A 19608-nucleotide genomic window follows, 5' to 3' on the forward strand; every position below is an offset into this window, starting at 1 on the left:
TCCTCACGATTCGAGTGACGAACCACAATTCGTATGTATAGTAATACGCATCACTTTACCCGCTCTCCCCAGGAGGAACAATGCGCGCGCCCGCCAACGCCATCCCGATAACCCTTGCCTTGCGGTGGTCCGACCAGGACGCGAACGCCCACGTCAATAACGCCACGATGGTCACGCTTTTAGAGGAAGCGCGTGTCCGTGCGGCTGCCGAACTAAGCGGCCCCGTCGCCACCAATTCCTATGCTCACGTGGTGCGTTCCCTCGAAGTGCAGTACGACGCCGAGCTCACCTACACCGATTCCATCGAGGCGCGGGTGTGGATCTCGCGCATCGGAACCACCTCCTACCAGGTTTCCCACGAACTCATCCAGAACGGAACGTCGTGCGTGTTCGCGACGGCGACGCTGGTGCTTATCGACGTCTCCGCGCGCCGCCCCATCGCCCTGCCCGATGACCTCAGGGGCCGCCTGCACTCCCATTTTTCCGAATAGCCATTCACCTTTTCATTCACCCTCCTCCCCCATAATTTCGCACCACCAAGGAGCACAACACTCATGATTTCCACCCGCGTTACCGAGATGCTCGGCATCACTCACCCCATCATCCAAGGCGGCATGCAATGGGTCGGCCGTGCTGAACTCGCCGCCGCGGTATCCAACGCCGGCGGCCTCGGCGTCGTCACCGCGCTTACGCAGCCCACCCCGGAAGACTTGCGCCACGAGATTCGCCGCACACGCGAGCTGACCGATAAGCCCTTCGGCGTCAACCTCACCATGCTCCCGGCAATTACCCCACCGCCCTATGCGGAATACCGCGACGTCATCATTGAGGAAGGCGTCACGATTGCAGAAACCGCCGGCAACAATCCCAAGGACCACATGCCGGCTTTCAAGGATGCTGGCATCACTGTCATCCACAAGTGCACCTCCGTGCGGCATGCGCTGAGTGCACAGAAGGTGGGCGTCGACATCGTGAGCATCGACGGCTTCGAGTGCGCCGGCCACCCCGGCGAAGATGACATTCCGGGACTCGTGCTCATTCCCGCCGCCGCGGACCAGCTGGACATCCCCATCGTGGCCTCAGGCGGCTTCGCGGATGGCCGCGGGCTCGCTGCCGCCCTGGCACTGGGCGCCGAGGGCATCAACATGGGAACCCGCTTCGTGGCTTCCACCGAGGCCCCGGTGCACGAGAACGTCAAGCAGGCCATCGTGGAGCGCAGCGAGCTGGATACCCAGCTCATCCTCCGCGAACTGCGCAATTCCACCCGCGTGGCCAGGAACGCTGTAAGCGATGAGGTTGCCGAGCGCCTTGCCCAGGGCGCCGAGTTTGGGGATATCCGCCACCTCGTTGCCGGCAAGCGCGGCCGTGCAGTCTACGAAACCGGTGATTTGGATGCAGGCGTGTGGACCTGCGGAACGTCGCAGGGTCTAATCCACGATGTGGCACCCTGTTCCGAAATCGTCTCTCGCATCTCCGCTGAGGCCGAGCGCATCATTTCCTCCCTCACCCAGCTTGTTAAGGACTAAACCATGACCGATGCCATCCTCACCCGCCGCGAAGGCTCCGTCCTCGTCGCACGCATCAATAACTCCGCGCGCCGCAACGCCATTGCCAAGGAACACTGTCTAGCCCTCTCCGCCGCGCTTGCCGACGCCTCCTCTGACCCCGCCATCCGCGCCCTCATCATCACCGGCGATGAAACCGCCTTCTGCGCTGGAGCGGATCTCGTCGCCGCCGCGCAAGAGGCAGCCACCGCGCAAGCTGCGGGCGAGACTCCCGACCCGGCCGAGTCCACCATGCTTCCCCAGCTCAACGCACTGGTGGCTGAGATTCAGGCCGCCGAAATTCCCGTCATCGCCGCAGTCGAAGGTGCGGCCGCTGGCGCGGGTGCTTCGCTGGCTTTTGCCTGCGATCTCATCGTGGCCGGCGAGGACTCCTACTTCACGCTGCCCTTCGGCAAGATTGGCCTTATCCCTGACGGCGGCGTGAGCCTCACCGCGCTGGCCTCCGTGGGGCGCCACCGCGCGCTCGCCTTGGCATTGCTACAAGACAAGCTCGGCGTCGCCGAGGCCGAGGCTGCAGGTCTCGTAACCACACGCGCACCCCAGGGCCACGCACTGGCCACTGCACTGGAGTTATCAGAACGCCTGCACATCGCACCGCGCGATGCCCTGGCCAAAGCCAAGGAGGCCATCAACCGCACGGCTCTGGGGCAGCTCGATGAACAGCTCACCTGGGAAGAGCCGACGCAGTACGCGCAGATGGCCTCAGCTGGCCACAAGGAGGGCGTCACGGCATTTCTGGAGAAGCGTTCCGCACGCTTTGATTAGCAAAAATCGACTAACAGAAAACTGCCAGGCGGAGTTCATGGCGGTGCCAGCACTGGCCGCCATACTCTGTGTTGTGCGTTTGAGAGAGCGCATGCGAGAGAGAGAACCCCTCATCCTCCGGAGGGCGGCCAGTGGCCGATAATCGGAGGAACTTGATAGAGACGCCGTTGGGCCCCTCCCCGAGGAATCGCGGGAGGGGCCCGACGGTGTTTTCACCTGGTAAGTTCTGAAGCAACAACCGCTGTTCAGCCCCACTCATTGCACCGTCAAACTAGCAGGATCTACTCAGTTCAATGCACGCAATCTTAGCGGTCATCGACACTCTAAGCATGGATTAAAGCAGGAGTTCTATCTGCGTTCATACTGACGGAGAAAATAGGTTGGACTGGGCTAATTCTTTTCGTTTGTAAGGTGTTTTCCCTGATCAAAAAGCGCGAAGATTAGGACCATGACACCCGATACAACCAACACGATCCCAACACCAGTTGTCGAATTCGTTGGAGAAGCCGTAACAAGAGAAAGCGCACCCAAGGGGGCCAGTCCGCCCGCAATGGCTGTACCGAGTTCACGCGCAAAACCTACACCAGTACTGCGGACTTCGGTCGGAAACTGGCGGCTTAGGAATGATCCTTGTGCCGAGAACATCATCGGGGCAAGGATGCCCGTTCCAATCGCAATTGCGACATAGGCGCCCCATGCAGTACCAGTCTCAAGTAGAGCGAGGAATCCGAAAGCAAAGAGTGCTGAAAGAACACCTCCGGTGGCGATGACCATCTTGGAACCGAAACGGTCACACGCTTCACCGAAGATCGGGACAGCAAAAATGGCAACACAGCCCGCGACCATGACCGCTCCGGACGCAATGTTAGCGCTGACCTCCTGAAATTCTTTGAGGTACGCCACAGAAAACGTCTTGAAGATGTAGCTAAGCGCGTTGTACCCAATCGCGATGCCGAGAACAACTATTAAGCCCTTCCAATTGTATTTAAAGACCTCAGAAAAGGTGACCGTCTTCTTTTCCTCGACAACATCTTGCTTGAATTCGGGCGACTCAGGCAGCGAACGGCGTACCCACATTCCAACTCCGACCAGAACGATGGAAATAACGAAAGGAATTCGCCAGCCACCGTTCATAAGGAACTCATCTCCGTTCAAGGTCAATAAAAAGATGGTTCCGGATGAGAGAACAAGACCAAGGTTGAGGCCAAGTGCCGGCCAGGCACCTTGGCGCCCCCTACGGCCTTCCTTAGCGTGCTCGTACGAATTTACGGCGGCGCCGGCATACTCAGCACCTGCACCCATGCCCTGGAAAATCCGGCAAGTTACCAAAAGTACAGGAGCCGCAAGGCCAATTGTCTCATAAGTAGGAAGAATACCGATTAAGAACGTCGAAAGCCCCATAAGCGTGAAGGTAATGACAAGGGTCTTTTTACGCCCGATTCGATCCCCCATGTGGCCAAAGACAATACCGCCAATTGGACGGGCAATGAAGCCTACGGCAAAAGTAGCAAAGGCTTTGAGGGTAGCTGTTTCGGAACTATCATCGCTGAAAAAGAGCTGTCCGAAAACGATGGACGCCATAGTGGCATAAAGATAGAAGTCGTACCACTCGACGGTCGTACCGATTAACGTAGCGGCCAAAACTTTACGAAGACGCGACTTCTCCTGCTCAGGAGTCTCAACCTGTGGAGCCGGCGTTGAGGCAGAATTTGTAGTCATCTTTGTGTGCTCCTTTCGAGAATTGAAAATTAGAGGTCGTGCTTTTCTGAGACTTGTTCGACGATGTATTCAGCAATTGCGAGTGAGGAAGTCGCACCAGGAGATGGCGCATTACGGATGAGCGTTGAATTTCCGAGGTATTCAATAACGAAATCATCGACGAGAGTTCCGTCCTTATCCATTGCCTGTGCACGAACACCTCGTGGCAATGGTTTTGCCTCGGCGTCCATAACGCCTGGTACAAGTCCAGCGGCGCCATTGACGAATTGTTGGCGGGATAGGAGCCCCTTCATTTCTCGGACTGCAGCGAGCATGTTCTTCGCTGCAAACTGCCAAAAACCAAAGTTGAAGGCGATGTCTAATGTGTCCTTGATGCCTATGTTCACACCGCTGTAGTTTTCGCGACCGAAGGAGAGGAAGGCGTTGGGCCCCACGAGCATAGCTCCATCCACTCGCTTGGTCAGGTGTACTCCAAGGAATGGGTAAGCAGGATCGGGAACGGGGTAAACAAGACCGTTTGTGATACCTTCATACTTTGGAGCAAGTTGCATGTACTGCCCAAAGAACGGCACGATCTTCGGGAACTCGTCTCCTCCGGCCATCTTTGCGACTCGGTCCGACTGCAGGCCGGCACAAGCGATCAGGTAATCGAATTCAAATGACTCATTCTTTGTCTTTACAGCGACCCGATCTGAGCTTGAATCAATGCTTATAACCTCCTCGCCGAATTTCACTGTTCCCCCCGCTTCGCGGATATCTGCAATCAGGGCTCTTGTGATTCCGGGATAATCGATAATGGCGGTTTCGGGAGAATGAAGGGCCAATGTCCCCTTGGCATTAGGCTCTACAGATGTGATTTCACTTCCGTTAAGAAGACGAACACCTGGAACACCGTTGTCAGTTGCCTTCCTAAAAATTTCGCGGAGACGTTCCTCCTCCTCGGGAGTAGTTGCGACAAGAATTTTGCCGCACTCGTCGTACGCAACCCCCTTGGCCTGAGCATATTGCTTGATCAACTCGACCCCTCGGCGGCAAAGCCGGGCTTTAAGACTGCCTGGCTCATAGTAGAGACCTGCATGGACCACGCCTGAATTATGACCGGTCTGGTGTTCAGCAGGTTCATACCCTTTTTCAAGGACCGTTACTTCTGCTCCGGGAAATCGAAGCGTGATCTCGCGGGCTACAGCTGCGCCGATAATTCCGGCGCCTATAACACCAAAACGACTTGTCGACATAGTTCTCCTTCAGTTTTAAAAGGTGTTGGTGGCATACTTGTGCAATGCAGCAAGTTGAGAAACATCCGAGTCTTACAGAACAAGCTACGGCGCAAATCCGAGCCGGAATTCTTGATGGCAGTCTTGAAGTCGGACAGGTGTATTCAGCAGTTGAACTGGGCAAAAGCCTTGGAGTTTCTCGTACTCCAATCAGGGAAGCTCTCCTTGAGCTTGAGCGCAGAGGGCTTGTTCGTATTGAGAAGAACAAGGGGGCACGCATCTTGAGCACCTCAATCGATACCCTTATTGAAGTTTTTCAGATTCGATTGATGATTGAGGTTCCGCTTTCCCGGCGGACCGCGGAATTTGCAACTACACAAGAACTGTCTCAGGTTGAAGAAAGCTTTGAGCATTTTAGGGAGCAAGCACAGGCAGGCAGCACAGAGGGCACCCTCAAAGCAGATCGAGATTTCCACTCCGCTCTGCTTTCCGGCGCATCCAATCAAAAGGCACTGCAGATCCTTCGGGAGCAAAGGGATTTCGTGCTCAGTACGGGAATCGGAACGGTTCCCAAGAGCAGGTCCGCTTTGGATTGTTTCCACGACCATGACGACATCATGAAAGCTCTTCGTATACGGGACATTGAAGGCGTAGGCATTGCCGTCGGTCGACATATCAGCAACACTGCACAGATACTCATTGCTCAAGAGTCCGGATCTCTCGATCTGGCTTCTCAAAAGAGAATCCGCCAAAGTCTGGAATGGTATATCCACTAGAGTTCACCTCCTCTCGTTCCGTGACCTGGATTACAAGAATATAGATCAGTTGCATGCAACATGTAAGTAGAATCCGGAAAAATATCTAAAAATTGTAGATGGGTGCCCCCGTTGAAGACGAGAAAAGGCACGGTTGAACACGACGCCCCCGGGATAACAAAAATAGAATTCAGTACGCTGCTCGCTGACCAGACCTGGTTTCGTCTATCTCTATGAAACTATTTCCTATGGACATCCACACCTGCGCTAGCGCCCGCGCCACCGAACTCCCCGGCGCGACGTTGACGCACCCTTTCGGCCCTGACTGGGACGTGTTCAAGGTACGCGGCAAGGTCTTCCTCCTTCTCACCGCGGCAACTGGCCGCCCGCAGGCTATCCTCAAAGCCGAGCCCCTTGACGCCGAAGCGCTGCGCAGCGAGCACGCCTTCATCACACCCGGCTATCACATGAACAAGCGCCACTGGGTGTCCGTACACCCAGATCCCCGCCTCACCCCGCAGCTTCTTACCGAACTTGTGACGGACTCCTACCGCCTTGTGGTGGAAAAGCTCCCCCGCTCACAACGCCCCATTAATCCGTCCGATTTTGGCTCTCCATAACCCCGATTATTAACCCCGGGGGCAATTCCCCACACACCGCCCGCTGCGTTTTGATGGCGATAACCAGCGGAATGTGCCCCGCACATCAATCTCACAGCTCATCCCTTCCTCTTTAGGTGGGTCTAAGCTTCACATTGTCCCCCAATCAGTTGCATACTGTATGTCGTGCGTTGGAGAGAACGCACACAGAGAGAGATAGAGAGACTTCAGCGCCCTGTGGCCCCATTACATGCGGCCCGGGCGCTGAAGTTTTAGTCTGTTAATCCATTCCCTGAAAACATTTGCGGACATCAACCCAAAACTCTTACGCTTAATTGCGTGACAGAAATTGATCCAATCGCTGAGACCATCGCGGAGTACCGCCGCTTCGAACGCGCCCGGGCTAGGTTCGACACAGAAGCGCGCCGCGAGTACGGAATCACCGGTTCCCATCTTTCGCTTCTGCGGCTCATCGATAAGAAGGGCCCCATCCCGATCCTTCAGCTGCGCAAGGAACTAGGATGGCAACCCGCCACCATCGGGCAGGCTGTCAAGCGCTTAGTGCGTGATGATCTCATTGCGCTCAACGACGATCCGGAGGACCTGCGCCGCCGTTTGTGCGACATCACCGAAGAAGGCCGTCGCTTCCTGCTCCATGTCCCGCTTACCGGCCCAGTGCGCTTACGCACCTACGAGTTCAGCGAGGAAGAGCTCACCGCGATGAAGCGCGGATTCGAGGTCGCACTACAGGCCTTTGGCTACGAGCCGTGGAGCGATAACGACTAAGGCAGATAGCAACTAGCGCGTCTTGCGCGGCGGCGCGCAGGGCACCTAGCCCTCCCCGCACCCGGATTCCACGAGGCGTTGCGCCACGTGCGTCAGCACGTCCAGTCCAGCCACGCAGTCTTCCTCCGTGGTGAACTCCTTTTCGTTATGGGAGATGCCATCGACGGACGGGATGAAGAGCATGACCGTCGGCACCACCTCTTTAAGGTTGGTCGAGTCATGGCCGGCCACCGTGTAGATCTCCTGGTGCGAGTAGCCCAGCTCCTCCACCACCTCCCGGGCCAGCGCCACGCCGGCCGCCGGGTAAGGGTTGAGAGCCCACTCGTGCGTTGGCGACAGCTCTACTGAGGTGCGCGATTCCTCCTCTGCTTCGGCAATAATCTCTTGCAGGCGTGCTTGGGCTTTGTCCAGCACCTCCGTGGAGGGCGAGCGCACGTCCACGTTGAAACGCACCTCGCGGGCGATGGTCACGGGCGAGTTCGGCTCCAGTGTTAGCTGCGAGACCGAAGCCTGCAGCTGGCCTTCGGCAAATTCGTGGGTGAGGCGCTCTACTGAAGCAATAATGAGGGAGGCGCCGAAGAGCGCATCCTTCCTATCGGCCATCAGAGTAGAGCCGGTATGGCCCTGTTCACCGGAGACCACCGCCTGGAATTTCTTCGCGCCCCACGTGGCGGTGACCAAACCAATCGTGTTGCCTGCAGCTTCAAGCTCCTTACCTTGCTCGACGTGGATCTCCGCATAGGCCGCGAGCTTCGGAGCTTCACCGCGCGGGGCCCAGCCGGCCTCTTCTTGAGCCTCCGCGACGGTGACGCCGCTGAGATCGGTGGCGGAGTAGGCGTCGTCAAGCGCCAACGTTCCCACAAACACGGAGCTGCCCATCATGGAAGGCGCAAAGCGCGAGCCCTCCTCGTTGAACCAGTTGATCACCGCCAGGTTATAGCGTGCCTTGGCGCCCGACTGCGCCACGCGCCCGGCCGCATGGGCTGCGGCCAGCACGCCATAAGCACCGTCGAAACGGCCTGCCAGTGGCTGCGAATCCAGGTGTGAGCCCAGGCCCACGTACTCGGCGCCGGGGGCAAGCTCAAAGAGACCGTACTGGTTGCCAATCTCGTCATAAATGACCCGCGCCCCGAGGGACTCTAGAACCTCGTGGAACCAGGCGCGGTTGAGGTTATCGCCAGCACTGGCCGCCTGTCGCTCCACGCCACCGCCTGGCGTGGCACCGTTGGCGGACATGGCTTGGAAATCGGCCAGGAATTGTTCGTTGGTGGTTGCTCGCATGTCTACTCCTTAAAAGCTTCCGTAGCGCAGCTCGCCGCCCACGATGGTGGCGGCCACGTCGATGGTGGATAAATCTTCAGTCTGCAGCGGGTCCTGGGAAAGCAGCACGAAATCCGCCAGCTGCTCCGGCATCACCTGCCCCTTGCGCCCGGCCCAGCCCGTCGCCGCGGCCGAACCTGCGGTATAGGCGTAGAGGGCCTCGGCGGGGGTCAGACGATCCTCCGGCCCATAGTCCCGACCCGAGGCTGTGCGCCGCTCCACGAAGGCCTGCATGACCTCCAGGGGCACGCCGGGTGCCACGGGCTGATCGGAACTGCCGGGGAGGATGAGGGAGGCGTCGAGAAGCCGCTTGCCCGGGTAGCTCCACGCGGTGCGCTCCGGGCCGAGGGCATCCGCCATCGCGTCACCGAAGGCCCGGATGAACAGCGGCTGCGGCACCACCACGATGGGCTTGCCGCGCAGGCGCTCAATCTGGTCCGGGCGCACCACACCGCCGTGTTCGATGCGGTGCGGCATGGCGGGCACGCCATGCTTGTCGACGGCCTCCTCCAGCGTCTCTATCGCAAAATCTACCGCTGCATCCCCAATGGCGTGGATGGCCAGTGACCAGCCGGAATTCGCCGCCTGCAACGCACGGGCGCGCATCTGTTCTGGATCCCCCTGGAAGTAACCGTGATGGGAGCAGCAGGCATAGTTTTCACTCAGCGCGGCAGTGGTTCCCAGCAGGGAGCCATCGCTGAAAATCTTCACTGGTCCGATCTGCAGCCACTCATCGCCGAAACCGGTGCGCAGGCCACCATCCAGGCTCCAGCCGGGCCCATCGGAGGCGTGTCCGGAAATCTCGTGCAGCACATCCATGGTCACCATCACCTGCATGCGGGTGTGCAGGGTGGCGTTCTGATAGGCCGCAATCTCGCGCGGGCTGTGCCCAATCCAGCCGCCAGCCACACCGGCATCCGTGACAGAGGTCAGTCCACGTTCGAGGTAGCGGCGCGTGGCCAGTTCCAGGGCGCGGGCAATCTCCTCGCCGGATTCCGGCAGTGTCACCTCTTGGATAGCGCGCATAGCGTTTTCATCGAGCAGCCCGGTGCAGTGGCCATCGGCATCGCGAACGAACTCGCCGCCTTCCCCCTCCGGTGGATTGGCTGGGTCGACGCCCGCCGCGCGCAGGGCCGCGGTGTTGACCGTGTAGGCATGGCCGGAATTGTGCTTGATCAACAGCGGGGCACCACCGGTCGCGCGGTCGAGCTGCTCTATCTCCACCGGCGCATCCAGCCCGGAGGGGCGAAACCCTGCGGCCACTACCCAACCGTCGGGGTTGGGCTCGGCCTCGTGCAATGCAGAGTAGACATCCTCTGGCGTTGTGGCCCGGGAGAGATCGGCTTCCAGAAGTGTTTGGCCGAACCACACGGTGTGGGAATGCGCGTCATTAAAGCCCGGGGTGAGCGTGCGGCCACCGGCATCCCATACCTGGTCAGCAGGCAGCGCGCGGGCGTCCTCCCCTACTGCCAGGATGCGCCCGTTGGCAAAGGCCACCGCATCCGTGACCGGCCGGGTGGGGTCTTGGGTCAGGATGTGGGCGTTGTCGATGCGCGTGATCATGCGTCCTCCTGCTTCTCTGACACGCTGCACGGGGACCGTGCTGTGTTTGTCACCACATGCTAGCCCGGACAGTGAAGCACGTCGCTGACTACAGGGCAATCCACCACCGCTGAACGTGTAGCGTTGTGCACATGCACGAACAACGCTGGCACGACATCGTCGCGGAGGTCTACGGCACCATCCCCCGCTTGGTGGAGGATTTCCTCGCTGCTTTTTCTCGTTCCGGCCGCTACGGCGACTCCTTAGTAAGCGAAGACGAGCTGCGCCTGACCGCCTTCGAAGTCTTCGCGCGCATCACTGACGTGCTGGTCGGCGCGATGGATGAGGAGGAGCTGCGCGCCCACGCACAAAGCCTCGGCCGGCGGCGCGCACATCAGGGGGTGGAGCTGGCCACGCTCATCGACGCCATCCAGCTCGACTTCACGGTCCTCTGGGAGCACCTGCGCCGCACAGCCGGCGCGGACCAGGACGTGCTCATCGACCATGTGGCACAGGTGCATTCGGTTGTGACGATGTACAACCTCGTGGTCCGCGATGCTTACCGCTTGGAGGAGGCGCGCGGGCAGCACAACGTGCACCGCGCTCACGCCCGACACCTGGAACGGCTCTTCGCTGCCGAGTCCCTGGGCACGCTCGGCATCGCGGAGATCGCCCGCGCACTCAACATCGATGTTGACACCCACTTCGACGTCGTGGTGGCGCACCCCACCGCGGCGGTGGAATTGCGCGCGCTTCTCGACGCCCCCATCTCCTCCGGCGAGGCCTTCGGCCACCCTGTGCGCGGGATGTTCGTTACCTTCTGGCCTAGAGACCAAAGGCCCAGCGAACAGACCGCAAAGGACACCGGCGCAGGGCTGACGACGATCTCGGGCATACTTTTCCGCGACGTCATCGGCTTAGCCGGAGTTCGCGCGGCGGCGCAGCAAGCGCCGCGCATCTTCGACTCCACCGGCCCGCTGAGCCAACTCACCGAAGCGGCGGATGCACTCTGGGCTGTCGCAGGAGATGCCCTCGCAGACTTCACAGCCAGCGGCATGACGGAGCTGACGCAGACCATTGCCCAAATGCGCCTTGAGAACGCGCCGCTGTACCGAACCATCACCACCTACCTGGACTGCGGCTCCATCAAGGACTCCGCCGAAGCGCTGAACTGCCACCGCAACACCGTACTCAACCGCTTGCGACACGTTACTGAGCTCACCGGCCTTGATATCACCCGGCCCAAGGACGCGGCCCGAGTGCTGCTCGCACTGCACCGCGCGACACCTTAAGTCCTGTGCAACCGCACACTTCTGCCGCCCAGTCGATGGGGTGATGCATATAAATGCTGCCAGAACATCCCCCTTCAGGTGACCTACACCTATCGTTTCCAGGAAAGGTAACGCACTTCACACAAGGAGCACCTGGATATGACTACCAATCCACCCCCGGCTGCCCCGGTCCAATCTGACCCCGAGCAAATCAAGGTCGAGTCAAAAGATGTCTTCCGTATCGCCAGTTCCGCGTTCGTTGGCACAGCCCTCGAATGGTATGATTTCTTCCTCTTCGGCACCGCGGCCGCGCTCGTCTTCAACGATCTCTTCTTCTCGGGAATGTCAGGCACCGGCGCCACCCTAGCCTCCTTCGCCACCTTCGGCGTGGGCTTCCTTGCCCGCCCTCTCGGTGCAGTCATTTTCGGCCAGATTGGCGATAAGATGGGCCGCCGACCAGCACTCATCATCTCCATCGTTGTCATCGGTGTGGCCACCGGAATCATCGGCCTTCTGCCCACCTTTAACAGCATTGGCATCTGGGCACCCATCGCTCTCGTCATCTTGCGCCTGCTTCAAGGAATCGCCGTCGGCGGCGAATGGGGCGGTGCAACGACCATGGCTATCGAACACGCACCGGCTGAAAAGCGCGGCCGCTACGCGGCCTTCGTGCAGATCGGCTCCCCCGCCGGCACACTGCTCTCCTCCGGCGCCTTCGCGCTTGTGCTCATGCTTGATGATGACGCGGTGAGCTCCTGGGGCTGGCGTGTTCCCTTCCTCATCGCTTTCCCCTTCCTTGGAGTAGCACTGTGGATTCGCACAAAGGCTGAAGAATCTCCTGTCTACAAAGCCCTCGAAGAGGAAGCTGAGGCCGACGAGGCTGCGCACCAAGGCTCACTGAAGGAACTTTTCACGCAGCACTTCCCACAACTGTGCCTTGCTTCCGCGGCCGCCTTCCTCGGCATCGGCGGCTTCTTCGTCATGAGCACCTATGTCCTCTCCTACGCCACAACCACGCTGGACTTCGAACGCCAGACCGTCGTGAACGCCACCCTCCTCGGCGCTGTGTGCCAAATCTTCATCAACATCATCTTCGGCCGCATCGGCGAAAAGATTGGCCCCGGCCGCCTCATCGGATACGGCGGTCTTGCCACTGCCATCATGTCGTGGCCACTGTGGGCAATGATCGATACCGGCAATGCCGTACTACTCACGCTCGCCGTCTGCATCGGGCTTTCCCTGGTCACCATCACCTACTCCGTCTCCGGCGTTCTCCTTTCGGAAGTCTTCCCGGCCAACGTCCGCTATTCCGGTGTAGCAATTTCCGCGAACATCGCGTCTGCAGTGGCAGGCCTGCTCCCCTTCCTCGCTACCGCGTTGAACGCCTCTAACGAGCACCCCAGTTCCACACCAGGAATCATCATCCTGGCTGCCACCGCCCTTATCACCGCTTTCGGCGGCTTCGCTGGCGAGAAGCACCGCCGCGAGGACGACGTCACCATCGTCGACTAATGCACAACCGCTCATAAGAAAAATAGGTTGGGACGCGGCACCTCGACCCACTAGGCTCAGGTGCCGTGTCTCAAGAACTCTCCTCCTCCACCCTGAACGCGCGCGCCCGGCGCATCGTCGCCTGGGTTGCCGCACTGAACCTCCTCGGATTCTTCGGCGAGTTCATCATCGCCGCCTTCATCGGCTCGGCCGCACTGTTTGCTGACGCCGCCGACTTCCTCGAGGATTTTCTCATCAATGCGCTCGTCCTGCTCGCGCTGCGCTGGTCGGCGGAGGGGCGTCGCAAAGCAAGCTATGGCCTAGCCGGGCTGATCCTGATTCCGGCGTTGGCGTCCTATGGCATGGCAATATGGAAGATCATCACCGGCGCCGTACCTGAGCCACTTACGTTGTCAGGCACGGCCGTGGCAGCGATGCTCATCAACCTGCTCTGCGCGGTGCTGCTCATACAACTTCGCCACGGCAGCGCGCTCACGCGCGGCGCATGGCTGGCGGCACGCAATGATGTCGCCGCCAATATCCTCATTCTCGGCGCCGGCCTACTCATGCTGGTGTGGGCAAGCCCGTGGCCGGACATCGTGGTAGGCCTCATCATCGGCACCATTAACCTGCGCGCAGCGGCTGAGGTGTTCGAGCAAGCGCGCGCCGAAGATCCGGAAATTGAAGAAGATTAACGCGCCATCCTTAAGAATTTTTTAAGTAACCCGCGGGCCTGCGCGCAATCCCGCGCGCACCCCTGGGGCTAAAAATGGCCTGGCAAAAAGCGCTGCGCGCAACTTTTTCCTACCCCATATGGGGTCATTCTTTAGTTTGTGACCGAACGGTCAAAGAGACGTTTTCCCAGAATACGGTCTAGTTGGACAAAACCAAGGTCGGCGCAAATTTCTTAGCCAATTGTTCACCTTCGCGTCACCCTATCGAAATATACTTCGCTATCCAAAAATATAAACAATCCTTAGGGTGCGCGATCCTGAAAGTCACCTTATCGTTGCTTCACGTCACGCACTGAGCGCTACAGCGCATACGCAGCGCCACCACAGTGCGTCACCACATTGCCCCAAACTTTTTCATCCAGGAGAACAACCATGACCAAGCGTCGTCGTACCGCCGGCCTCATCGCCGGCCTCGCGATTGCAGGCACCGCCCTCATCGCACCGGCTGCATCCGCAGCAACCCACACCGAGTCCTACCCGGAGACCCCGGCCGTTAACGCCAAGCTCCCCATCGTCCACACCAGCCACGGCTCCGACCACATGAAGGCCAACGTGCTCAACCCGCGCCCGGTGTGCAACCCGTGGGAGGACCACCGCACCGTGGTCTACAAGGTGACCGATAACTTCATGCCGGCAGGCACCATCTCCACCACCAACCAGACCAAGAAGGACATCCCGCTGCAGCAGGACCTGTCCAAGTCCCAGTCCATCACCCTGTCCGTCAACGGTGACCGCACCGAGACCACCTCCATGAACGCGGGCGGCAAGGGCTCCGGCAAGAACTCCGAGGGTTCCTTCGGCATCTCCCACCAGATCGCCACCAAGCTCGGCGCCTCCGCTTCCTACTCCCTGTCTTGGGAAGCCGGCCAGTCCATCGGCCCGTACGATGTTCCGCCGAACCACACCGGTGAGGCCACCTACGGCTTCCGCGTTCTGAACATGACCGGTACCCAGCAGTACTGCAAGCCGAACGGCACCTGGTCCACCCCGACCTTCTGGTCCGCAATGCAGCCGATGAAGAACGAGGTTCGCGTCAAGCTGTACGACGACATCGCGGATTCCTACGCTCCGAACAAGGACGCTCAGAACACCACCGACGTCAACGACCCGAAGGTTGTTGAGGAGGAGAAGTCCCCGGAGGCTGACGCTGAGGTCATCAAGGACAACGAGGTTGCTCCGGAGGAGAAGGTTGTCTCCGAGGCCGAAGGCAAGAAGGAAGAGGAAGCCGACAAGAAGGTCCAGGAGGACGTCGAGAACGGCAAGACCGATGAGGCTAAGCAGAAGCTGGACCTGAAGCCGGTTCTGACCACCTCTGGCGCTAAGCACGCAGGTTTCGCAGGCACCGTTGCTCTCCGCCTGGAGAACGTCGGCACCGAGCGCTACTACGGCGACTACCCGGCAGTTCAGTACCGCGTTGACGTCAAGACCGCTGAGGGCCCGAAGGGTGTTGACCGCCTGATCACCCCGCGTTCCTCCAACGGTGCGCACATCCGCGACCTTGGCTTCGACGAGAAGACCTCCACCCGCTCCTTCGAGGTCACCCTGGCCAACCCGATTAACGCTGGCGAGTCCGCTCGCGTTGCCAACCTGGACTTCGGCGACGGCAACACCAAGGAAGGCCGCCTGAAGAACTACATCGAGGTCACCCAGATTTCCCGCCTCGACGGTGACAAGTCCACCCACAACGACCAGAACGTTGATTCCCGCGAGATCACCGTCAAGGACACCGGCAAGAAGGCTGATGGCCTGTTCTAAGTAACAGCCCCCTCCTCTACATAACGAGTGTGCAGCCCGCCGGCGCTTAGTCCGGCTGCGAGAGAGTGCGTAACCCCCGACCGCCCCCATGCGGTCGGGGGTTTACGTTTCTCCGGTGTGGAGTTTTCCGCGCCCAGCCCCACTAGCGCTGTTATGTACTAATGCACTAATGCAGGCGATGCAACGTTCGTTGGATATTCTGAGACAATGCTTTCCTCTCGCACCGCACTCGCGGGCCTTCTTTCGGTGGGGCTGATTCTTTCTCCTCCCCACACTCATCTCGCACATGCGCAGTCTTCAGTTGATTCCGCGCACTCAGCAGACTCGCTGAGCAGCGAGGTCTCAGACATTGATCAGCACTCCTCTGCCCTCGATCCCATTGCGCTGGGTCCGTTGGCCCCCGTGCTCTTCGCGGAGAACATCTTTGCCGTATGGGGACCGCTACTCCAGCTGTTAAAGATTCCCGTCGTAGCGCCGGAAGCCACGCGCCCACCAGCAACCGCCGCGCCGGCACAGCTGCGCGAGCTGCAGCACATCCAGGACAACGTGTGGCAGTTCAAGGCCTACTCACCATCCATGGACCGCGTCATCACCAACGACATCATTCTCCCGCCGGGTGGATTGGAGAATACTCAGCCCCGCCCGACCTATTACTTGCTCGGTGGTGCCGGAGGAGGCGAGGACGCACTGTGGTGGGACGGCGGAGGAGCCTCCGAGTTCTTCCAGGACAAGCAGGTCAATGTTGTCTCGCCGCGCGGTGCTTATGGCTCAATGATGTCCGATTGGGCCCAGCCGCACGACACGCACGGAAAGTACAAGTGGGCCACCTACCTGACCAAGGAGCTCCCGCAGCTTATCGACGCCGAGTTTCACGGCAACGGTACCGACGGCATCGCGGGCGTGAGCAACTCTGGCGGCCCAGCACTCGAACTTGCCACCTATGATCCGCGGTTCAAGGTGGCCGGTTCCATCTCCGGTTGCCCCTCGACCACGGGTGTTGTCGCGCAAGGCTTCGCGTGGGTCAGCGCGGCGTTCTACGGCACGGACCCGACGCGCTCCTTTGGTGCGCCGTGGGATCCGGCGTGGGCTCGGCATTCGCCGGTTCTCAACCTCGATAAGCAGCACGGTAGGAAGACGTTTGTCATCGTCTCACGCGGTGGCCCGGCGAACTTTGATGTCGACATTGAGGACTCACCGCTGCCTGCACTAGGCCTCAACGAGCGGTTGGATTATTGGTGCAGTTCCTACTACGCCAAGCAAGCCACCGCAGCTGGCGTGGACCTCGATTACTACGAGCTTCCGGAGGGGCGCCACACGTGGGGGCTGTTCCGACGTGAGCTGGCCATCAGTTGGGCCACGGTGGGCCCGGCCCTCGGGGTATAGCCCCTAGATCACCGCACGTTGCATTAGTAAAATCAGCATCCATGAATGTCATGGATACGTGGGAACCCACACTTACGACAGGACCACTTCTCGGCATCGCCGCGGCTGCAATTGCGGTCATCTTGGTCCTTGTCATCTACTTCAAGGTGCACGCCTTCGTCACCCTCGTCACGGTCTCCGCGCTGACTGCGTTGGCCGCCGGCATCCCGTTGGACGGCGTGGTGCCCACCATGACGAGCGGCTTCGGATCGACGTTGGGTTCCGTGGCCTTGCTGGTGGGCCTGGGCGCCATGATCGGGCGGCTGGCGGAGACCTCCGGCGGCGCCAAGACGCTTGCCGACGCCCTCGTGAAACTCTTCGGCGAAGACAAAGCGCCCCTGGCGCTGGGCGTGGCCTCCCTCATCATGGGTTTTCCCATTTTCTTCGACGCGGGTCTCATGGTGATGCTGCCGGTCATCTTTGCCGTCGCCCGGCGCCTCGATGGCCCAGTGTTGGCCTACGGTATCCCCGCCGCCGGCGCCTTTTCCGTCATGCACGTCTTCGTCCCACCGCACCCGGGACCTGTCGCGGCTGGTGAGTTCTTCGGCGCGAACATCGGCCTCATCCTTATCTTTGGTCTCCTCGTCGCGCTGCCCACGTGGTATCTCTCCGGCTACCGCTTCGGGCTCCGCCTAGGAAAGAAGTACCCCTACCGCCTTGAGGAGGCGGTCACCGGCGCGCTGGTGAGCGACGCGGAACTGCCGGCGCGCCCGGCCTCCCCGTTCGCGGTTCTCAGCATCCTGTTCATCCCTATGGTGCTTATCTTTGGCAATACCGGGCTGACCACGCTGGGCACCGCTGGCCTCGTCGACCCCGCTGCCTCATGGGTGCGCTTCTTCATTTTCTTAGGCCAGACCCCGATCGCCCTGCTGATCACCACTCTTGCGGCAATGGTCGTGCTGGGTCTGCGCCGTGGGGAAAGCAAGAGCGCCATCGAAAAGACCGTGGAGTCTTCGCTTGGTCCGATTTGTTCCGTCATCCTCATCACCGGCGCCGGCGGCATGTTCGGCGGGGTGCTGCGCACCAGCGGCATCGGTGACGCGCTGGCGGATTCCATGTCCGGACTCGGCATCCCCGTCATCCTGGCCTGCTACCTCATCGCGGTAGCTCTGCGCCTGGCACAGGGCTCAGCCACCGTTGCCCTCACCACGGCCGCAGCCCTCATGGTGCCCGCCGTGGAGGCAGGCGGCTTCACGGAAATCCAGCTGGCCCTCATCACGCTTGCCACCGCGGCAGGTTCCGTCTTTGGCAGCCACGTCAATGACTCCGGCTTCTGGTTGGTCGGCCGGCTCATGGGCATGGACGTAGCCACCACCCTGCGGACATGGACCGTCAACCAGGCGCTGATTTCCGCGATCGGCTTCGGCGTCGTCCTTATCTTCTACGGCGCCGCCGCACTGCTTTAGACCTGCAGGTACTCGGCCGCTGCGGCGGCAAGTTCCTCCGGGGCAGCGCTGACATCCAGCACGATGCCTGCTTCCCCCGGCTGCAGTTCCTCGAGCGTCTCGAACTGCGAGTCCAACAGGGAGACCGGCATGAAGTGCCCAGAGCGCTGGCTCATGCGCTCCTTGAGCAAATCGTAGGAGCCGTGCAGGTGCACGAAGACCGTATCCGGTGCCGCGGCGCGGATGATGTCGCGGTAGGAGCGCTTGAGCGCGGAGCAGCCCACGATGGCCCCGGCGTCCTGGTCCGCGAGAAAGCGGCCGATGGATTCGAGCCAGGGCTTGCGGTCGGCGTCGTCAAGCGCCTGCCCCGAGGACATCTTCTCGATGTTCGCCTTCGGGTGCATATCGTCCCCGTCCCGAAAAGGGAGGCCGGTGCGCTGCGCCAGCAACTCCCCCACCGTGGACTTACCGCAGCTCGAGACTCCCATGATCACCACGTGCTTGCGCATCAATCCTCCTTAAGACAGCACCCGATCCTACGCGCTACGCGCTACGTAACGTAGCGCGGTTCAACACAGTGCGGCTTAGCGCAGCGGCCCGTAGCCAAAGTCCCCGCGCTGCACCTCGCCGCGGGCATTCGGATCGAAGGTGGCGCACAGGGCGGCCGCCACGTAGCGAACGCCGCCCTCCGGCGCGGAGGAGCCGACGCGCTCAGCACAGTTCTCCAGTGCAGGCAGGCCGATGCTCTGCCCCGGCATCGTCATGGAGAAGAAGGACGCGGCCATCATGGTGTTACCATCAGCGCGAACATATTCCGAAGAGCCCTTGATGGCCTGCCAGGCAATCGCGCCAACGGGGTCGGTACGGAATTGGTCCCGCTCAGTTTGGGTCAGCTCGGCGTTGGCGGCGGGGACGGACAGGGATGCAACGAGGAGCGCAGCGCATGCTGCGAGGAAAGAAGATTTTTTCATAGCAATACTGTATCCCCTGTGCCGTGGGGTTGTCCTGGTATTCCTTCGTTAGTGCCCAGATGAGTCGCTTGTTGCGTGACGGATGGAAGCGCGCAGCTGGTGTATCTCAGTGGGCCCCACGCGGCAGCACCCGCCCAGCAGGCTCGCGCCGGCGGCCACGAGATCCGTTGCGGCCTCAGCTAAACTCACCGCGCCAGCGGGGGCCGGCCGCCACTCATGGGCGCCATGGTCCCAGAGTTCGCCGCTGTTGGGGCAAGCCAGCAGCGGCTTATCGGTGGCTGCGTGCAGCATCTTCACTACACCGAGCGCTTGGG

The 19608-nt window shown here is 60.5% G+C and carries 18 protein-coding genes and 1 pseudogene; 12 read left to right on the plus strand and 7 right to left on the minus strand.

Features of this window, described 5'->3' with window-relative positions:
- The first annotated feature begins 80 nt into the window (after positions 1-80).
- The 3 genes and pseudogenes from HMPREF2993_RS04030 (at position 81) to HMPREF2993_RS04040 (ending at position 2330) form a co-directional block, all read left to right on the plus strand.
- Positions 81-491, plus strand: a complete 411-nt coding sequence (locus HMPREF2993_RS04030; RefSeq protein WP_070510838.1) for an acyl-CoA thioesterase — start codon at positions 81-83, stop codon at positions 489-491.
- Between the two features lie 18 nt (positions 492-509).
- Positions 510-1526, plus strand: a pseudogene (locus HMPREF2993_RS04035) (NAD(P)H-dependent flavin oxidoreductase); the annotation flags it as partial.
- Positions 1527-1529: 3 nt separating this feature from the next.
- On the plus strand, positions 1530-2330 hold the full coding sequence (locus HMPREF2993_RS04040; RefSeq protein WP_070510836.1) for an enoyl-CoA hydratase-related protein: 801 nt from the start codon (positions 1530-1532) through the stop codon (positions 2328-2330).
- Positions 2331-2720: 390 nt separating this feature from the next.
- Here HMPREF2993_RS04040 and HMPREF2993_RS04045 read toward each other — a convergent pair whose 3' ends face one another.
- Both HMPREF2993_RS04045 and lhgO read right to left on the minus strand, forming a co-directional pair.
- Entirely contained in the window at positions 2721-4049 is a 1329-nt protein-coding gene (locus tag HMPREF2993_RS04045; RefSeq protein ID WP_070701117.1) for an MFS transporter, read from the minus strand.
- Positions 4050-4078: 29 nt separating this feature from the next.
- Complete coding sequence (gene lhgO / locus HMPREF2993_RS04050) at positions 4079-5284, minus strand: L-2-hydroxyglutarate oxidase (protein WP_070701119.1); 1206 nt, start codon at positions 5282-5284, stop codon at positions 4079-4081.
- Between the two features lie 44 nt (positions 5285-5328).
- Here lhgO and HMPREF2993_RS04055 point away from each other — a divergent pair, with 44 nt between their 5' ends.
- From HMPREF2993_RS04055 to HMPREF2993_RS04065, 3 genes are all read left to right on the plus strand, one after another.
- Positions 5329-6039 carry a GntR family transcriptional regulator gene (locus HMPREF2993_RS04055; protein ID WP_070701121.1) on the plus strand — a complete coding sequence of 237 codons (711 nt, stop codon included), beginning with the start codon at positions 5329-5331 and terminating at the stop codon, positions 6037-6039.
- Between the two features lie 227 nt (positions 6040-6266).
- Positions 6267-6638 carry an MmcQ/YjbR family DNA-binding protein gene (locus HMPREF2993_RS04060; RefSeq protein WP_168166760.1) on the plus strand — a complete coding sequence of 124 codons (372 nt, stop codon included), beginning with the start codon at positions 6267-6269 and terminating at the stop codon, positions 6636-6638.
- Positions 6639-6956: 318 nt separating this feature from the next.
- Positions 6957-7403 carry a MarR family winged helix-turn-helix transcriptional regulator gene (locus HMPREF2993_RS04065; RefSeq protein WP_070701125.1) on the plus strand — a complete coding sequence of 149 codons (447 nt, stop codon included), beginning with the start codon at positions 6957-6959 and terminating at the stop codon, positions 7401-7403.
- 45 nt (positions 7404-7448) lie between these two features.
- Here the strand turns inward: HMPREF2993_RS04065 and HMPREF2993_RS04070 are convergent, their stop codons facing one another.
- On the minus strand, positions 7449-8684 hold the full coding sequence (locus HMPREF2993_RS04070) for a M20 family metallo-hydrolase (protein WP_070701127.1): 1236 nt from the start codon (positions 8682-8684) through the stop codon (positions 7449-7451).
- A gap of 9 nt (positions 8685-8693) precedes the next feature.
- Positions 8694-10286 (minus strand): amidohydrolase, encoded by a 1593-nt coding sequence (locus HMPREF2993_RS04075; RefSeq protein WP_070701129.1) that lies wholly within the window; start codon positions 10284-10286, stop codon positions 8694-8696.
- A gap of 131 nt (positions 10287-10417) precedes the next feature.
- Between HMPREF2993_RS04075 and HMPREF2993_RS04080 the strand changes: the two genes are divergently transcribed.
- The 6 genes from HMPREF2993_RS04080 (at position 10418) to HMPREF2993_RS04105 (ending at position 18344) form a co-directional block, all read left to right on the plus strand.
- Positions 10418-11557, plus strand: a complete 1140-nt coding sequence (locus HMPREF2993_RS04080; protein WP_070701130.1) for a PucR family transcriptional regulator — start codon at positions 10418-10420, stop codon at positions 11555-11557.
- A 138-nt stretch (positions 11558-11695) separates the two neighbouring features.
- Positions 11696-13048, plus strand: a complete 1353-nt coding sequence (locus tag HMPREF2993_RS04085; protein ID WP_070701132.1) for an MFS transporter — start codon at positions 11696-11698, stop codon at positions 13046-13048.
- Between the two features lie 65 nt (positions 13049-13113).
- On the plus strand, positions 13114-13722 hold the full coding sequence (locus tag HMPREF2993_RS04090) for a cation efflux transmembrane domain-containing protein (RefSeq protein ID WP_070680765.1): 609 nt from the start codon (positions 13114-13116) through the stop codon (positions 13720-13722).
- A 411-nt stretch (positions 13723-14133) separates the two neighbouring features.
- A complete protein-coding gene (locus tag HMPREF2993_RS04095; RefSeq protein ID WP_070701134.1) occupies positions 14134-15516 on the plus strand; it encodes a hypothetical protein in 1383 nt (460 codons plus the stop codon).
- 207 nt (positions 15517-15723) lie between these two features.
- The gene (locus tag HMPREF2993_RS04100) at positions 15724-16899 is read left to right on the plus strand and encodes an alpha/beta hydrolase (protein ID WP_070701136.1); all 1176 of its coding nucleotides are present in this window, start codon (positions 15724-15726) and stop codon (positions 16897-16899) included.
- A 50-nt stretch (positions 16900-16949) separates the two neighbouring features.
- Positions 16950-18344: a GntP family permease gene (locus HMPREF2993_RS04105; RefSeq protein ID WP_070701139.1), complete on the plus strand. Its 1395-nt coding sequence runs from the start codon at positions 16950-16952 to the stop codon at positions 18342-18344.
- On the opposite strand, the gene HMPREF2993_RS04110 is transcribed toward HMPREF2993_RS04105, so the two are convergent.
- The 3 genes from HMPREF2993_RS04110 to HMPREF2993_RS13390 all read right to left on the minus strand — a co-directional run.
- Positions 18341-18832 (minus strand): gluconokinase, encoded by a 492-nt coding sequence (locus HMPREF2993_RS04110; protein ID WP_070701141.1) that lies wholly within the window; start codon positions 18830-18832, stop codon positions 18341-18343. The genes HMPREF2993_RS04105 and HMPREF2993_RS04110 overlap by 4 nt on opposite strands.
- Before the next feature lie 75 nt (positions 18833-18907).
- On the minus strand, positions 18908-19294 hold the full coding sequence (locus HMPREF2993_RS04115) for a hypothetical protein (protein WP_070517806.1): 387 nt from the start codon (positions 19292-19294) through the stop codon (positions 18908-18910).
- Positions 19295-19342: 48 nt separating this feature from the next.
- The coding region (locus HMPREF2993_RS13390) for a homocysteine S-methyltransferase family protein (RefSeq protein WP_210401544.1) at positions 19343-19608 on the minus strand (266 nt) is incomplete at its 5' end.

Source organism: Corynebacterium sp. HMSC068G04, from assembly GCF_001814885.1.
GTDB lineage: Bacteria > Actinomycetota > Actinomycetes > Mycobacteriales > Mycobacteriaceae > Corynebacterium > Corynebacterium hiratae.

Excerpts from the sequence above, each read along its gene's own strand:
- HMPREF2993_RS04030 (WP_070510838.1), top strand. The coding sequence starts at position 81 with ATGCGCGCGCCCGCCAACGCCATCCCGATAACCCTTGCCTTGCGGTGG.
- HMPREF2993_RS04040 (WP_070510836.1), top strand. The coding sequence starts at position 1,530 with ATGACCGATGCCATCCTCACCCGCCGCGAAGGCTCCGTCCTCGTCGCA.
- HMPREF2993_RS04045 (WP_070701117.1), bottom strand. The coding sequence starts at position 4,049 with ATGACTACAAATTCTGCCTCAACGCCGGCTCCACAGGTTGAGACTCCT.
- lhgO (WP_070701119.1), bottom strand. The coding sequence starts at position 5,284 with ATGTCGACAAGTCGTTTTGGTGTTATAGGCGCCGGAATTATCGGCGCA.
- HMPREF2993_RS04055 (WP_070701121.1), top strand. The coding sequence starts at position 5,329 with ATGCAGCAAGTTGAGAAACATCCGAGTCTTACAGAACAAGCTACGGCG.
- HMPREF2993_RS04060 (WP_168166760.1), top strand. The coding sequence starts at position 6,267 with ATGGACATCCACACCTGCGCTAGCGCCCGCGCCACCGAACTCCCCGGC.
- HMPREF2993_RS04070 (WP_070701127.1), bottom strand. The coding sequence starts at position 8,684 with ATGCGAGCAACCACCAACGAACAATTCCTGGCCGATTTCCAAGCCATG.
- HMPREF2993_RS04075 (WP_070701129.1), bottom strand. The coding sequence starts at position 10,286 with ATGATCACGCGCATCGACAACGCCCACATCCTGACCCAAGACCCCACC.
- HMPREF2993_RS04080 (WP_070701130.1), top strand. The coding sequence starts at position 10,418 with ATGCACGAACAACGCTGGCACGACATCGTCGCGGAGGTCTACGGCACC.
- HMPREF2993_RS04085 (WP_070701132.1), top strand. The coding sequence starts at position 11,696 with ATGACTACCAATCCACCCCCGGCTGCCCCGGTCCAATCTGACCCCGAG.
- HMPREF2993_RS04095 (WP_070701134.1), top strand. The coding sequence starts at position 14,134 with ATGACCAAGCGTCGTCGTACCGCCGGCCTCATCGCCGGCCTCGCGATT.
- HMPREF2993_RS04100 (WP_070701136.1), top strand. The coding sequence starts at position 15,724 with ATGCTTTCCTCTCGCACCGCACTCGCGGGCCTTCTTTCGGTGGGGCTG.
- HMPREF2993_RS04105 (WP_070701139.1), top strand. The coding sequence starts at position 16,950 with ATGGATACGTGGGAACCCACACTTACGACAGGACCACTTCTCGGCATC.
- HMPREF2993_RS04110 (WP_070701141.1), bottom strand. The coding sequence starts at position 18,832 with ATGCGCAAGCACGTGGTGATCATGGGAGTCTCGAGCTGCGGTAAGTCC.
- HMPREF2993_RS04115 (WP_070517806.1), bottom strand. The coding sequence starts at position 19,294 with ATGAAAAAATCTTCTTTCCTCGCAGCATGCGCTGCGCTCCTCGTTGCA.